Annotated in this window: 16 protein-coding genes; 5 read left to right on the top strand and 11 right to left on the bottom strand. The window is 61.0% G+C overall.

The window, feature by feature from the left end:
• Positions 1-36 precede the first annotated feature (36 nt).
• A complete protein-coding gene (locus ASG47_RS14055; protein ID WP_061910077.1) occupies positions 37-339 on the top strand; it encodes a hypothetical protein in 303 nt (100 codons plus the stop codon).
• Between the two features lie 205 nt (positions 340-544).
• Positions 545-799, top strand: coding sequence for a hypothetical protein (locus tag ASG47_RS14050; RefSeq protein ID WP_061910075.1), 255 nt, complete (start codon positions 545-547; stop codon positions 797-799).
• Between the two features lie 22 nt (positions 800-821).
• On the opposite strand, the gene ASG47_RS14045 is transcribed toward ASG47_RS14050, so the two are convergent.
• Positions 822-1,508, bottom strand: a complete 687-nt coding sequence (locus ASG47_RS14045; RefSeq protein WP_162236116.1) for a Crp/Fnr family transcriptional regulator — start codon at positions 1,506-1,508, stop codon at positions 822-824.
• A 378-nt stretch (positions 1,509-1,886) separates the two neighbouring features.
• On the opposite strand from ASG47_RS14045, the gene ASG47_RS14040 reads away from it, so the two are divergent.
• A complete protein-coding gene (locus tag ASG47_RS14040; RefSeq protein ID WP_061910070.1) occupies positions 1,887-2,624 on the top strand; it encodes a Crp/Fnr family transcriptional regulator in 738 nt (245 codons plus the stop codon).
• Here ASG47_RS14040 and ASG47_RS14035 read toward each other — a convergent pair.
• The 5 genes from ASG47_RS14035 to ASG47_RS14025 form a co-directional block, all read right to left on the bottom strand.
• Positions 2,608-3,111 carry a response regulator gene (locus ASG47_RS14035; protein ID WP_061910068.1) on the bottom strand — a complete coding sequence of 168 codons (504 nt, stop codon included), beginning with the start codon at positions 3,109-3,111 and terminating at the stop codon, positions 2,608-2,610. The two genes, ASG47_RS14040 and ASG47_RS14035, sit on opposite strands and share 17 nt — an antisense overlap.
• A 108-nt stretch (positions 3,112-3,219) precedes the next feature.
• Positions 3,220-3,396 (bottom strand): hypothetical protein, encoded by a 177-nt coding sequence (locus tag ASG47_RS20720; protein WP_156352194.1) that lies wholly within the window; start codon positions 3,394-3,396, stop codon positions 3,220-3,222.
• Between the two features lie 28 nt (positions 3,397-3,424).
• Positions 3,425-3,556, bottom strand: coding sequence for a DUF892 family protein (locus ASG47_RS20395; RefSeq protein ID WP_082461284.1), 132 nt, complete (start codon positions 3,554-3,556; stop codon positions 3,425-3,427).
• Between the two features lie 147 nt (positions 3,557-3,703).
• Positions 3,704-4,873, bottom strand: a complete 1,170-nt coding sequence (locus ASG47_RS14030) for a zinc-dependent alcohol dehydrogenase (protein ID WP_061910066.1) — start codon at positions 4,871-4,873, stop codon at positions 3,704-3,706.
• Complete coding sequence (locus tag ASG47_RS14025; RefSeq protein WP_061910063.1) at positions 4,873-5,412, bottom strand: SRPBCC family protein; 540 nt, start codon at positions 5,410-5,412, stop codon at positions 4,873-4,875. Before ASG47_RS14025 ends, ASG47_RS14030 begins: the two co-directional genes overlap by 1 nt.
• A 181-nt stretch (positions 5,413-5,593) precedes the next feature.
• On the opposite strand from ASG47_RS14025, the gene ASG47_RS14020 reads away from it, so the two are divergent.
• Positions 5,594-5,887, top strand: coding sequence for a hypothetical protein (locus tag ASG47_RS14020; protein ID WP_061910061.1), 294 nt, complete (start codon positions 5,594-5,596; stop codon positions 5,885-5,887).
• Entirely contained in the window at positions 5,884-8,208 is a 2,325-nt protein-coding gene (locus ASG47_RS14015; RefSeq protein WP_061910059.1) for an HWE histidine kinase domain-containing protein, read from the top strand. The genes ASG47_RS14020 and ASG47_RS14015 overlap by 4 nt, the downstream gene beginning before the upstream one ends.
• Here ASG47_RS14015 and ASG47_RS14010 read toward each other — a convergent pair.
• From ASG47_RS14010 to ASG47_RS13990, 5 genes are all read right to left on the bottom strand, one after another.
• A complete protein-coding gene (locus ASG47_RS14010; RefSeq protein ID WP_061910057.1) occupies positions 8,205-9,047 on the bottom strand; it encodes an ABC transporter ATP-binding protein in 843 nt (280 codons plus the stop codon). The genes ASG47_RS14015 and ASG47_RS14010 overlap by 4 nt on opposite strands.
• On the bottom strand, positions 9,044-10,069 hold the full coding sequence (locus ASG47_RS14005) for an ABC transporter ATP-binding protein (protein ID WP_061910055.1): 1,026 nt from the start codon (positions 10,067-10,069) through the stop codon (positions 9,044-9,046). Before ASG47_RS14005 ends, ASG47_RS14010 begins: the two co-directional genes overlap by 4 nt.
• A gap of 2 nt (positions 10,070-10,071) precedes the next feature.
• Positions 10,072-10,929, bottom strand: coding sequence for an ABC transporter permease (locus ASG47_RS14000; protein ID WP_061910053.1), 858 nt, complete (start codon positions 10,927-10,929; stop codon positions 10,072-10,074).
• Between the two features lie 2 nt (positions 10,930-10,931).
• Complete coding sequence (locus ASG47_RS13995) at positions 10,932-11,936, bottom strand: ABC transporter permease (RefSeq protein ID WP_061910051.1); 1,005 nt, start codon at positions 11,934-11,936, stop codon at positions 10,932-10,934.
• Between the two features lie 64 nt (positions 11,937-12,000).
• Positions 12,001-13,935 carry an ABC transporter substrate-binding protein gene (locus ASG47_RS13990; protein ID WP_061910049.1) on the bottom strand — a complete coding sequence of 645 codons (1,935 nt, stop codon included), beginning with the start codon at positions 13,933-13,935 and terminating at the stop codon, positions 12,001-12,003.
• Positions 13,936-14,184 lie beyond the last annotated feature (249 nt).

The following is a 14,184-nucleotide window of genomic DNA, read 5'->3' as shown; positions in this document are numbered from 1 at the left end:
CTCCTCGCATTGGCCTTCTTAGACTGGAGGCCCACAATGTCCGACCGCATCATCCCGCTCCACCCAAAGCCACGCCATCAAGCAGGCGGCGAGGAACTGCGCGCCAGCATCGATGCCGGCCGCACCGGCGATAAGGTCGCGTTCCCCGATCCCGCCGCCGCGCCTTTGCCAACCGATGCCCAGGCCGGCGGCACCGCCACCGCCTTCAAGCCCGAGCGTGACCGAAGCGACCTCACCCGCCGCGGTGGCGCCAGCGGCCTCCTCGTCTATATCCTCGTCATTGCAGCGATTGCCGCCGCCGCGATCGCGCTGATCTGGTGGGGCACGACACCACGCTGAAGACCACGTCTGTTATCCTACGATAACCCGAAAGTGGATGGCGGAACTCAAGCCTTTCGCCCAAAGTTCTGCCAACGACCTTGGGTTTGGTTCTTGCTTGATGACGCTGCAAGATCGGCCAAATTCAAGGTCGCTTCTCTCATGCGATATGCGCCCTCGCATATCGCAAAGCACGGCAGCGCCACGGCGCTTGAGGAGCAAGGCGATGATTGAGGCAAATCTGGTTCGCGATTTGACCATCGAGCACGAAGGCAGGTCCTATCACGCGACCTATTTCGTCGAGCATGGACAGATCCACGTCAAAACCGGCGCCAAGCTTTTTCGCCTGCCATTGACTGAGACACCCGCGCCATCCGCCGTCGAAACGCTGCTGATCGGCCTCGCGACCGATGCTGCCCGTGAGGCGAGCCAATCGTCACGTTGGGCTGAGGTTTTGACCGGCGGATCGAGCCCTCAATAGCCCAAAGGCGTAGGATAACCGCCTACCGGGCCTGCAAATATCCAGGATCGAACGAGCACAGCGACCGCATCCCCTCGGGGTCCGGCAGTGTCACAACCTTGTCCCTCCATGTCGCAAGACCCAGCCGGCGCAACACCTGCACCGTGCGATTGACGTGCACCGTCGAAAGCCCGAGTGCCTCCCCCAGTTCCGCCTGCGTCAGCGGCAGGTCGAAGCTGCCATCCTCGCGCACCAGCCCCGCCTTATTGAGCCGGAAGTGCATCTCGCAAAGGAGATGGCTGACTCGGTGCAACGCGTTGCGCCCACCAAGGCTGACCAGCAGTTCATTGGTCGCCCCATGCTCGATCGCAGCGCAGCGCAGGATCGCCGTCATCACCTCGGGATATTGCTCGACGATCCCCGCTAGCCGATCGAGATCGACCATGCCCACAGTGCTATGCGAGAGCGTCACGACGCTCTGCGATGCCGGGCTATCGGAGAGAAAACCAAAGTCGCAAATGTCGCCCGGCACAATGAATGTCGTGATCTGCCGGCTGCCATCCGGCAGGTATTTGTAGCGGCAGGCGAAACCCGACAGCAGCACGCGCACAGCCGTATCTTCCAACCCGTCCCGCACGATATGCTCGCGCGATTGATAGCTGCGTGGCGCCGATACGGCATCGCGCACCGCAGCGCGTGCACCCTCGGAAAGATCCATCAAATCGGTCAATCGGCGGTGCCAGATTTCCCCCGGGCTCAGGGTTGGACGAAGCGCGCCCCTCATTCAGGTCGCGCCCGAAGCGTTACGCATTGCGTGAACCACGTCATCCCGCAGCCGGGGCACCCGCTTTCCACCCCAGAATTATTGTTCGTTTTCAACGGCAAGCCCATGATTCTTCGTATCTGGACTTGACCCTATAGGCCGTTGCGCGCCGTGCAATTCACATAGGTTAAACAAGGCATTAGCGTCCTCGAAATCGATCTAAATAGATTGTCGTCCATCTAACCTGCGTTAGTCACATTTGTCTCTCAGACCAATTCAGAAAACTCTTGCTCCGATCGCGCGCATTCGGAGTTGTACTCAATAGGGGGAATGATTGGACCGATAATGCTCGCCAGCAATGTAAAGCCATTCGAAACGCCTATGCCCGGGCCTGTTATATTCAAGCGCCTCTGGGAAACGGGCCTCTTGAAAAACAACGAGGTCGCGGCCCTTGCCGGCCTCTCATGGACCCGGCAAAACGTCCCCGCAGACGGCAGCATCGATAGCCGCAGAGACCTCTGCCTCCTATCGAGCGGTATGGTCTTTCGCCAGCGCACTATGGAAGACGGTGTGCGCCGGCTGATGTCGATGGTCGTGCCCGGCGATATCTGTTGCTATGCCATCGTCACCGGGCACATGACACTCTCCACCCTCTGCGCCGTCACCCCATGCACGGTGATGCGCGCGCCGATGGAAGAGGTCATCACCCTCTGCGAGCACTATCCCAATATTCTGGCGGCCCTGCTCGCCAATCTTTCGATCGACACCGCCGTCACCGAGGAGTTGCTGCTCTCGATCGGCCATCGCACAGCGCTCGAGCGCATGGCGCATTTTCTTTGCGAGCTCGAATTCCGCCTGCGCCGCGTGCGCCTTGCCGATCATGCGCAATTTCTTCTGAACATGACGCAGGCCGATATGGGCGCTTACCTCGCCCTCTCGGCCGTTCACGTCAATCGCACCTTGCAGGAATTGCGCCGCCGCGGACTTGTCCGCACCGTCGGTGCGCGGATCAATCTGCTCGATCAGGCGGAGCTGCAGCGCATTGCCGGCTTCTCGCCAGCTTATCTCACTGACGCGCGCTAGCCGCTTCGTAGGAGCGCCGCATCGTCACGCAGATCGCGCGCATCATGCGCGTCCGAGGATCTGCATCCCGGTTATCGTCTGCGGCGCTCCGCGCCATGATCCGGGGCTGCGCCACCGGCTCAGCTTGCCGCCTGTTTCCCATTTCGAGAATAGCTTCGATCAGCCGCGAGCGATCATAGGGCTTGGTCAGCCGCGGCTTGCCCTTGTAACGCTCTGGCATCGCCTCATCGCCAAAGGCCGTTGCAAAGATGATCGGCGTGCCCCGGCGCGTCAGTTCATCGGCGAGGCTGAACACTGTTGTGCCGTGCAGGCGTACATCGAGCACTGCACCATCGACACCGCGCCGCCCCAGCAATTGCATGGCATAAAAAGGAGTCGGCGCCGGTCCGAGAACGATCGCGCCCTGGCGGCGCAAATCCTGGCACATTTCATCGGCGAGGTAGAAATCGTCCTCGACGACCAGGATCCGTTTTCCCTCGAGATCCATTGGTCATTCCTCCGTCGGTGGAAGCCCAAAGGGCCAAGACTTGAGCGTTTAACCTACAGCAGGATCGGCTCTGTCCGCGCTAACATTTGTTGAGTGTGGGGCGCGTAATTATTGACCCACCACATAAAACACCGTGCCGGCAATCAGGATAAACGCCAGTACGACGCCAAAAATCCGCAGCATGCTGCCATAGGGATTGGTCCCGAGGAGAAGACGTTCAGCCTTCCCCTGCGCGCTATCGACAATCACCTTGTCGGTTTCGGACCGCCTGTCAGGCTCGCTCATTGCCGAATGCCATCAATGAAGACCGCCGTCACTTCTTCGCCTCGACGTCCGGATAATGCTCGATGCGCTCGACCTGCTGGCGCATAATCGCCAGCGCCTGTTGTTCCATGGCGTGAGCGTTGCGCAATCCGGTGACGTAGATTTCTGTTGGTGTCGACATCGTTCTCTCCACTGGTCTCTTGAAGGGAACGGCGGGGCACGCTCGAAGCTGCCTGCCACATCTCAGATCATCCCGCCTAGACCACGGCATCGTCGACATATTCAAATGGCGAAGCGGCCGGAGCATCAGCGCCGGCCGCTTCATCGATCAGGGCCGCAACACGACCTTGGTCCATTCGTTTTGCTTGTCGTGGAAGTTCTTGTAGCCCATCGGCGCTTCTTCGAGCGACAACCGGTGGCTGATCAGGAAGGTCGTATCGATTTCCTTCTCCATGATGCGCCGCAGCAGATCCCCGGTATAGCGCTGCACATGGGTCTGGCCGCCCTTGATGGTCAGGCCCTTTTCCATCATCGCGCCAAGCGGCCACTTGTCGAGCATGCCGCCATAGACGCCGGGCACAGAAACCCGCCCGCCCTTCCGGCACGCCAGCAGCGCCTGCCGCAAGGCATGGCCGCGATCCGCACCCGGCGCGATCTTCTGTTTGACGAGGTCGAGAACATTATCGACCACAAACCCATGGGCTTCCATGCCCACAGCGTCGATCACCGCATCAGGCCCGATGCCCGCGGTCATCTCCATCAATGCCTCGCGCACATGCGTCTTTTCGAAATTGATGGTCTTGGCGCCAAATTGCTTGGCCAATTCCAGCCGATGCTCGTGGTGATCGATGACGATCACCTGCGCCGCGCCCATGATGACGGCGCTTTGCACCGCAAAGAGCCCAACCGGTCCCGCGCCCCAGACGGCAACGGTATCGCCCGGCTCGATTTCTGCATTCTCCGCCGCCATCCAGCCCGTCGGCAGGATATCGGAAAGAAAGAGCACATCCTCGTCGCCCAGCTCATCGGGAATGACGATCGGCCCAACATCGGAAAACGGCACGCGCACATATTCCGCCTGTCCGCCGGCATAGCCACCGGTCAGGTGCGTGTAGCCAAATGCTGCCCCCATGCCATGTCCGTAGAGCTTTTCGCTCGCATCCTGCTTTTCCGCTGGATTGGAATTGTCGCACGCCGAAAACTGACCCTTCTTGCAGTGGAAGCATCCACCACAGGAAATGGTGAAAGGCACGACGACGCGCTGGCCCTTCTTGAGCGTACTTTTGGGTCCCACCTCGACCACCTCGCCCATGAATTCATGGCCGAGAATATCGCCCGATATCAGGCCGGGAATGACGCCGTCATAAAGGTGCAGGTCGGACCCGCAGATGGCGGTCGATGTCACTTTCAGGATCGCATCGCGCGGGTTGAGAATTTCGGGATCGGGGTGAGTGTCGACGCGAACGTCGTTATTGCCGTGCCAAGTGAGCGCCCGCATCAGTTTTCCTCGTTCTGTTTGCTGTGAAAGCTGCCAGTGGCGATTTCGCCGGTTTCCATGAGCATCTTGAAGCGCTTGAGCTCGTGCCGCGCCTGGATATTAGGCTCGGCCGCAAAGAGCTTGGCGACGATCCGCCCAACGTCTCCGCCCGGCGGCGCATAGGAGATGTCAGCGGTCACCACGGTGCCGCGATCGGCCGGCGCGGTCTCGAACGTCACGCGACCGCGCGTCTTGATCTGGGAGTCTTCGGTCGATTCCCAGGCAATCGTTTTGTGCGGCACGTCCTCGGTGATCTTGGTCACGAGCGTCACCGTTTGCGCGAGCGGCGCGCGGACCGTCCAATGATAGTCTTCGCCCCGCTTTTCCACGGCTTCGACCGCCTTCATGAAGCCGGGAAACCGCGTTGGGTCGCGCCAGCCTTCATAGACTTCGGCAATCGGCTTGCCGACGAGGACCGACCGGCCGACCACTGCCAGATCGCCGTCCTTGTCATCCTTGCTTGCGCGCTTTGGTGCGTCGTCGACGCTTGTGTCGCTCATCAAAAATTCCTCCTGATTGCCGGCTTGGACATGCCGGGCAAATGGCTGGGAATCCGCGAAGGTTCAGCACCTGCCTCAGGTTAAGTCCCTGATGACGCACACTCGCCGCCGATCCAATTAACCTGCGTAATCGTGCCGCCGTCGCCGCCATGCTAGCCATGGTCTGGCGCAACTCCGGGCCATGTTCGAACATTTCCAGTTCGATCCATCGCCCATCGCAACACGGAGTTTCGGCATGCAGCCCAAGGACGAAGAAGTGAGTTTTCTCGCAGAAGACTTCGGCATCCCCGCAGCGAAAGCTGCCGCGCTCGTCGCCGACACTGAAACGGAGGCGGACGCCCTTGCCGCCCGCCAGATAAAACGCGAACGCAGCCGCGATCCCTATGGCAATGCCCCTGTTCCCGCGTCGCCGGAGGAACATCAGGTGTCCGACGATGGCGGCCTTCAAAAGCCCGTTCTGAAGCAGTATCCGTGATCGGCCAACCACCGGCCGGGGCCCGGCTTCAGATCGAGGCCTACCTCCTCAAACTGACCGATGCGATCCGCCAGCTCGACGATCCGGTTGAAATCCAGGTCGTCGCCCAGCGCGTCCTTGCCCTCGAACTCGATGCCGACCGCGTCGCCTATGCCGAAGACCTCGGCGATGGCGTCCATGTGCAATTGACCCGGGATTGGACCAATCGCGGTCCGAGCCTTGCCGGCCGCTATCGCTACGCCGATTACGGCATCGAACTCATGACCGCCCTCCTCGCCGGGCGCTCCTCCATTCGCCCCGATATCCAGGCCGACCCAAGCCTGAGCCCCGCAGAAAAAGCCGCCCACGCCACCCTCGGCCTTGGCGCTACGCTCAATGTGCCCCTCGTTAAAAATGGCGGCCTCGTCGCCATCCTCGCCGTTCATTTTGCCGGCCCGCATGATTTTACCGAAACCGAGGTCGCCGTGACCGAGGCGACGGCCGAGCGCACCTGGGCCGCCGTCGAACGCGCCCGCGCCGAGGCAGCGCTCCGTCAAAACGAAGAAAAATACCGCGAGCTCTTCAGCTCCATGGATCAGGGCTATTGCATCATCCAGATGCTCTACGACGGCAAGAAAGCCGTCGACTGGCGCTATATCGAGGTGAACGCGGCCTTCGAGCGCCATAATGGCCTCCATGATGCGACGGGCAAGACCATCAAGGAATTGACACCCGACATCGAGGAGAAGTGGATCGAGATCTACGACCGCGTCGCGGTGACGGGCGAAAGCCTACGCTTTGAAGAAAACTCCTCCGCGCTCGAAGATCGCACCTTCGATCTCTACGCCTTCCGCGTCGGCCGCCCCGAAACGCGCCAGGTGGCCGTGCTTTTCCAGGACATCAGCGAACAAAAGCGCGCCCAGGCGGCGCTTCGCGCCAGCGAAGAACGCTTCCGCAAATTTGCCGACGCCTCGTCCGATGCCCTTTGGATCCGCGATGCCAAAACGCTTGCCGTCGAATTCGCCAGTCAGGCCATGGAAACCGTCCTCGGCATTTCGCCGGATGCCGCACGCGCCGATGCCCGCGCGCTCGACGCTATGATCCTCCCCGAGGACCGCCCCGACGTCATGGCCAATGTCGCGGCAATCCGGCGCGGGGAAGCCGTGGTTCACGACTACCGCATCCTCCGCCCCTCGGATGGCGCCTTCCGCTGGATCCGCAGCACCGGTTTTCCGCTTCTCGACAATCTTGGCCAGGTTGAGCGGATCGCAGGCTTTTCGACCGACATTACTGACGCGCGCATTTCGACCGAACACCAGGCCGTGTTGCTCGCCGAATTGCAGCATCGCGTGCGCAACATCATGGCGGTGATCCGGTCCATCGCCAGTCGCTCCGCCTCGACCGCCGACAGCGTCGCGAGCTACCAAAGCCTCCTCGCCGGCCGCCTCACCGCCCTCGCCCGCGTCCAGGCTCTACTGACGCGTAGCACCGAGACCGGCACGATTTTGGGGACGATGATCGAGGAAGAGGTTTCGGCCCACGCGCCCCAGCCTGGGCAGGTGACGCTCGATGGCCCACCGATCGAACTCGGCCCCAAGGCCATCGAGGTCCTGACACTCGCCATTCACGAACTCACCACCAATGCCGCCAAATATGGCGCCCTCGCCGTGCCCCACGGCAAGCTCACGATCCGGTGGACCCAGCAGGTGCGCCGCGGGACCGATTGGCTCCACATCGATTGGCAGGAAAGCGGGCTGACAGATCTCAGCGAACCCCGCCGTCGCGGCTTTGGCAGCGAACTGATCGAGCGACGCATCCCATATGAATTGGACGGCACCGGCGAGATGCAATTCTCCCCCACCGGCCTTCGCTGCACGCTCGAATTCCCGCTGCCAGAAAAGGCCAGCATTCTCGACACCGCCTCGCCCACCCCCGTCTCGGTCCACGGCGGCAGTCTCGATCTTGCCCAGGCGCCCAATCTGTCCGGCTATCGCATTCTCGTCTCGGAAGACGACTACCTCCTCGCCTCCGACGTTTCGACCGCTCTCCGCCGCGCCGGCGCGACCGTCATCGGCCCCTTCGCCGACGAAATGCGCGCCAAGGAAAGCGCCGAAACCGAACATCCCGACGCCGCCATTCTCGACATCAATCTCGGCACCGGCGCCGGCTTCGGACTCGCTGCCTATCTCGGCGAACGAGCGACCCCGTTCCTTTTTCTTACCGGCTACGACACCGAGATCATCCCGCCCGGCCTTGCCGGCATCACCCAGATCCAGAAGCCGGCATCACTCCTCAAAGTCGTGCAGGCGGTCCACCGCCTTCTCCGCCCGACGGAGACCTAGCCCCGCGCCGCCATCTTCTCTTCGATGATCCGCCGCGCCAAAACCGGATCGGGCGGCAGAACCGCACTCGCGAGCGCCCTGGAATAATCGTGCTGCGGATTGCCCAGCACCGTCTGCGCCGCCCCCGCCTCCACCACATCTCCCTTGTGCATGATGATCACGCGGTCCGAGATATAATAGGCCGTCGAGAGATCGTGGGTGATGTAGATGATCGAGACCCCGAGCGTATCCCGCAAATCCCGGAAGAGATTGACAATCGACATCCTCAGCGACGCATCGACCATCGACACCGGTTCATCCGCCACGATCAGTTTCGGCTCCGGTATCAGCGCCCGCGCCACCGCGATACGCTGCAACTGCCCACCCGAAAGCTCGTGCGAATAGCGGCCGCGGACTTCGGCAAGGCTCAGCCCCACATGGTTGAGCGCCTTGTCGACCTCCGCCTCGATCTCGGTCTTGCGCTTTAGCCCCAGAAACCGCTTAGCCGTCGAATAGAGATAATAATCGAGCGTCGAGAGCGGATTGAATGCCTCGAACGGGTTCTGGAAAATCGGCTGCACCCGCGCCATAAACTTGAGCTTGTCCGCCCGGCTGCGAATTTTGGCGATATCCTGCCCCTCAAAGGTCAGGCTCCCGCTCGTCGGCGTCTCATTGCCGAGGATCATCCGCGCCGTCGTCGTCTTGCCACTGCCGGATTCCCCGACAATGGTGAAGATCTCCGGCGCCGTATCGCTGATCTTAAAGCTGACATCCTTGACCGCATGAAGGATCGACCGGTCGAGAAACCCGCCGACCGCATAGTCCTTGTTCACATGATTGAGTTCAAGAAGCGCGCTCATGCTGCAGCCACCTCTCCGGCCCGCCAGCAGGCGACCCGGCCTGAAAGCCTGTTCTCGAGCGGCGGATTATCGGTCTTGCATTTGTCGATGGCGAGCGGACAGCGCGGATGAAACCGGCAGCCACTCGGCGGCTCGGCAAGGTTCGGCGGCTTCCCCGGCAGGGCCGAGCGCCGCGTCTTGTCGCCGAGCCTTGGCAAGCTCGCAATCAGATGCGCCGTATAAGGGTGCTGGGGCTGCCTGAACACATCGAGCGTCGGCCCCTCTTCGACCAGCCGCCCCGCATAGACGATGCCGATCCGATCGGCGATCGCGGCATGCACCGTCATGTCATGCGTCACGAAGATGATCGAAGCGCCCATGCGCCGCTGGATATCCTTGATCAGCGCCAGCACATCCTGCTGCACCAAGACATCGAGCGCCGTCGTCGGCTCATCCGCAATGATGAAATCGGGCTCGCACACCGTCGCCAGCGCGATCGTCAATCGCTGCCGCATTCCGCCTGAAAGCTGGTGCGGAAAGGATTCAAGCACCCGCGGATCAAGCCCGATCCGCTGCAGGTGCTTTTCCACCCGCTCCCGAAATGCTCGTTCCGAAAGCCCCATATGCTCGAAGGCAAAGTCGTGAAACGCGTGCTTCACCTTGCGCACCGGGTTCAGCACGTTCATCGAACCCTGCATGATATAGGAGAGGTGCTGCCAGCGCGCCTTCTTCATCCGCTCCGGCTCACCATAGACGTCGAGCACCTTGCCTCCGAAATCGAACTTGACCGAGCCCTCGACCACCCGCAGCGGCGGCGTAATCGCCCCGGCAATGGTCTTGATCAGCGAAGATTTCCCCGAGGAGGACTCCCCAGCAATCCCATAGATCTCGTTGCGCTTGATGGTCAGCGTCACATCGTCGACCGCCCGAACCTCCCGGCGTACGCCAAAGTAGTTCATCTGGTAATAGGCCTTGAGGCCTTCGACTTTCAGCACCGGAGCGGCGTCGACGCTGAGCGGCGTTTTCTCAACAACAGACAGCATGGTCACGCTCCCATCCGGCTCAAGCGACTACGCGGGTCGATATATTCGTTGACGGATATCGCGAGCAGGAACAGCCCGAGGAACAGCAGCACGATGGCGATGATCGGAAACACGATCCACCACCAGATGCCGGCGATTATCGCCTGGTGCTGGTTGGCCCAATAGATCATCCCCCCAATGGTCGGTCGGTTGATGTCGGAAAAACCGAGCACCGATAGCGTCACCTCGAGCCCGATGGCCCAGATCAGGTTGTTCATCGCGGTAAAGAAGATCACCGGCATGACATAGGGCAGATGCTGGCGGATTAGGATCTGCGGCACGCTCATCCCGGCGAACACCGCATGACGCGTGAATTCCCGGTTCCTCAAGCTCAGCGTGACCGAGCGGATGAGCCGCGCATCGTAGTTCCACCCGAGGAGCGCGGCCGTCGCCGCCAGCACCGGCCAGCTCATCGAATCCCGCATCACGAAATAGACGAGCAAGAGGATCGGAATATTGGGCAGCGCGATCATGGTGTCGTTGAGTGTCATCAACGCCTCGTCCCACTTGCCCCCGAGATAGCCCGAGATCATGCCCACGGCGACCGCGAGCAAACGACTGAGGATGGTCACGGTGATCCCAAACAGCATCGTGTTCCAGATCGCCGAGCTCATCTGCCAGAGCACGTCCTGCCCGCGCGATGTCGTGCCGAACCAGTATTGCGCCGAAGGCGGCATGTCGGGCGGCAGGAGATAGATGGCGCTGTCCGGCATTGGCGCCCAGAAGTGCGCCAGAGCGAAAAGGAAAACACCGAGCGTCAGCACGAAGCCGATGGCGAATTCCCGGTTATAGCGCAGCAAGTCGCGAAGAATCTTGAACATGGTCAGCCGTGCCTCACCCGCGGATCGATGAGCGGATAGATGAGATCGATGATGAAGACGGCGACAGCCACCGCCACGATCGACATGGTCGTCACCCCGAGCACCAGCGAATAATCGCCGCGATAAATGCCCTGGATCAGGAGCCGCCCGACGCCGGGATAATTGAAGAGAAATTCGGTGATAACGGCGCCGCCAAAGACATTGCCAAGGCTAAGTGCCAGCCCCGTCAACTGCGGCAGCAGCGCATTGCGCGCCACATATTGGGAAAAGATCTTGCTCGATTTCACCCCGCCGAGCTCGGCATAGACCACATGGTCGTCGGTCACGATATTGGAGACCAGTGACCGCATGGAAATGAACCAACTCCCGATCCCGACGAGCACCAGCGTCAGCGCCGGCAGCGTGCCGTGCAGAATAAGCGAGCGGATATAGTCGAAACTGAACGCCGGCTGCAGGTTCATCTGCGCCCCGCCCGAGATCGGCAGCACCGGCCAGATAAAGCCGAAGGCAAGCAGTAACACGAGACCGATGATATAGGCCGGCACCGGATGGAGCGCCATGATCGCCGCGCCCGACAGTTTTAAGAGCGTATTGTTGCGGTAGTAGCCCGCCAACGCCCCGAGCAGGTTGCCGAGCGTCCAGGTGATGATCAGCGCCAATGTCAGAAGCCCAACGGTCCAGGGCAAGGCGCTCATGATCAGCGACATCACCGGCGTCGGGAACGATGAAAGCGAGGGTCCGAAATCGCCCTGCACCACGCGACCCCAGAACCCCACATATTGCTCGATCATCGAGCCCTTGAGGCCATAAAGCTCCTGCAGCGCTTCGCGCATCAGTTCCACCGCCCGCGGGTCGGTAGCACCGAAATTGGTCATCAACGACACGGATTGTTCCACCGGATCGACCGGGGAAAGCTTGGTGATGACGAAAGCCAGCGAAACGCCCAGGAAAATCACGAGGAAAAACTGGAAGAGGCGCCGGACGAGATATTTGGCAAAGCCGTCCATCTGCGTGCCCGTTTCGAACTATGAATCAAAGGAAACGGGCGGGGTCATGCCCCGCCCGCAGGGCCTATTGTGCAGCCGGTGCGTTCGGGTTGGCTTCGAGGGCCACCACCATGTAGCGCAGGTTGCTCCAGAACGGACCCGAAGCCGAATAGGGATTCTCGGCGCTGGGATAACCGGTCCAGTAGGTCGTGTCGAAAGGCGCAAACTTGTTGTAGGCCATCAGCGGAATGAACGGCATCTCTTCGACGGCAAGCTTGAGATAGTCCATCCCGAGCTGGGTGACCTGTGGGGCGTCGAACCCGATCACGCGATTGGCTTCGATGATCTGGTCGAGCCGTTCATCTGTCCAACGGGTCAGGTTGCGCGGCGGCTGGGTTTCCCCGGCTGGCTTGACGAAATCGGAGTGATAGCTTTCGAGGAAGAACGAAAGGTCCGGGTGGCCGCCCCAGGTCTCGACGGTCCAGTAGATGGCGACATCGAAGTCACCGCCGCCGAGACGCTGGCCGTTGGTCGGCCCCGCGACGTCCACCGTCGTCTGCACCCCTTCCATCGACCACTGCTGGGCGATGATGGTGCCGGCACGCGCGAGCGTCGGAACATTGTCGCCCTCGACCATCAGCTTGATGGTGAATGGCGTGCCATCGGGCTTCATCCACTGGTTGCCGTTCTTGGTAAAGCCGGCTTTCTGCAGCAGTTCCGCTGCCGCCTGCACGTCCTGCTTCCACCAGCCATTGCCGAACATCTTGGCAAGCTGGGCCGGATCGTCCGGAATGTCCTCGCCCCATTGCGGTTTGACGAGCGCAGCGATCTGCTGCGGCACGGTCTGGTCGTAAGGCTTTATGGTCCGCGTGCCGGTATTGAGCTCATAGCCGTTGAGCCATTCCTGCATCGGCTCGTAATAATCGACCACGGCCGTACCGGTCGGCGGCACGGACAGTGCAGCCAGGTTCGCTGCCCCGCGATAAGACCCCATGGCCACGGCGCGGATATCGATCATCAGGGCCAGCGCCCAGCGAACGTCCTTATTGGCGTATGGTTCGCGCTGGTGGTTGAAGAGCACTGACGGCAGTGTCGGATCGGGATGGGCAAAGGGGAAGCCCGGGAACCATGACGCGGTGGTTTCGCGCGCATCGCGGGCAATGGTGAACATGCCTTCGGGCGCAATGTCGTTGATCACATCGAGATTGTGGTTCATCTGCTCGATGACGCGCGCATCGGGATTGCCCGCATTGCGATAGACGACATATTTCACGTCCGGCGCCTTATCGAGCGTCATGCCGATCGAGGTGCGCTGCCAGTCCTCCCGCAGCTTCCAGATCACCCAATTGCCCGCGCTGTCATAGCTGTCGAGCACATAGGCCGAGAGCGACACCGGCGGATTGGCGTTATAGGTCAGTGGATCCTCGACCTTTTCGAACACATGCTTGGGCATGATCCAGGCCGCATTCCAGCGCACGGTAAAGAGCGTATGGAACCGTGAATTGGGTTCCTTGAGATTGAAAACCACCGTCAATGGATCGGTCGCTTCGACACTCTCGACATTGACCGTAAACGGCGCGCTCCAGCCCATGCCGGCATGTTCGACCTGCGTCTCGACCGTATAGACGACATCGTCAGCCGAAAACTGAACCCCGTCGCTCCAGAAGATGCCATCCCGCAGTTTGACGGTCATCTGCGTGAAATCGTCATTATAGATCGGCTTTTCGGTCGCCAGCGCATTGGTCCAGGCCGCGTCGCCCACCCCTTCGGGATTGATGAACCAGAACGTATCGGCGGTCAGCTGCTGCAAGCCATTAGTGCTCGCCCCGCCGCCCGGCGCCCAAAGGTTGAACCATTCGGCATTCTGCGCTGCCGGACCCTGAATAATCAGCGCCTCATTACGCGGAATGCCCGCGATGAAATCCTGGGCGGCTACCGGCACCGCCGTTGCGGCTATAGCGACTGGCATCGCCACCTTGGCGATCGCTAGCGCGGTTGCCACCAGCTTCCGAAAGAGCATGGTCGTTCCTCCTGTGGCCCGCGCTTTGCGCAGGCAGCGACTGCGCAGGCCTTTGCCGCACATCGCCTCCCTCACCTCGACGCCGCCCGCCAATTCCTCCCGGCAGTCCGCGCCAACAGCTTTATCGACAATATTTTGACCGAGGGCAACAGGATTATCGACAAAACGGCGCATTTTCACGCCACTTATCGCCAGAGTGCGGGATTTAATCGACAATCCACCTTTGTATTATTGACAAAGACACGCGCC

It is taken from the genome of Devosia sp. Leaf420 (genome assembly GCF_001425445.1).
GTDB lineage: Bacteria > Pseudomonadota > Alphaproteobacteria > Rhizobiales > Devosiaceae > Devosia.
The sequence above is the reverse complement of the archived record's forward strand: the minus strand, read 5'-3'. Positions and strand labels throughout refer to the sequence as shown.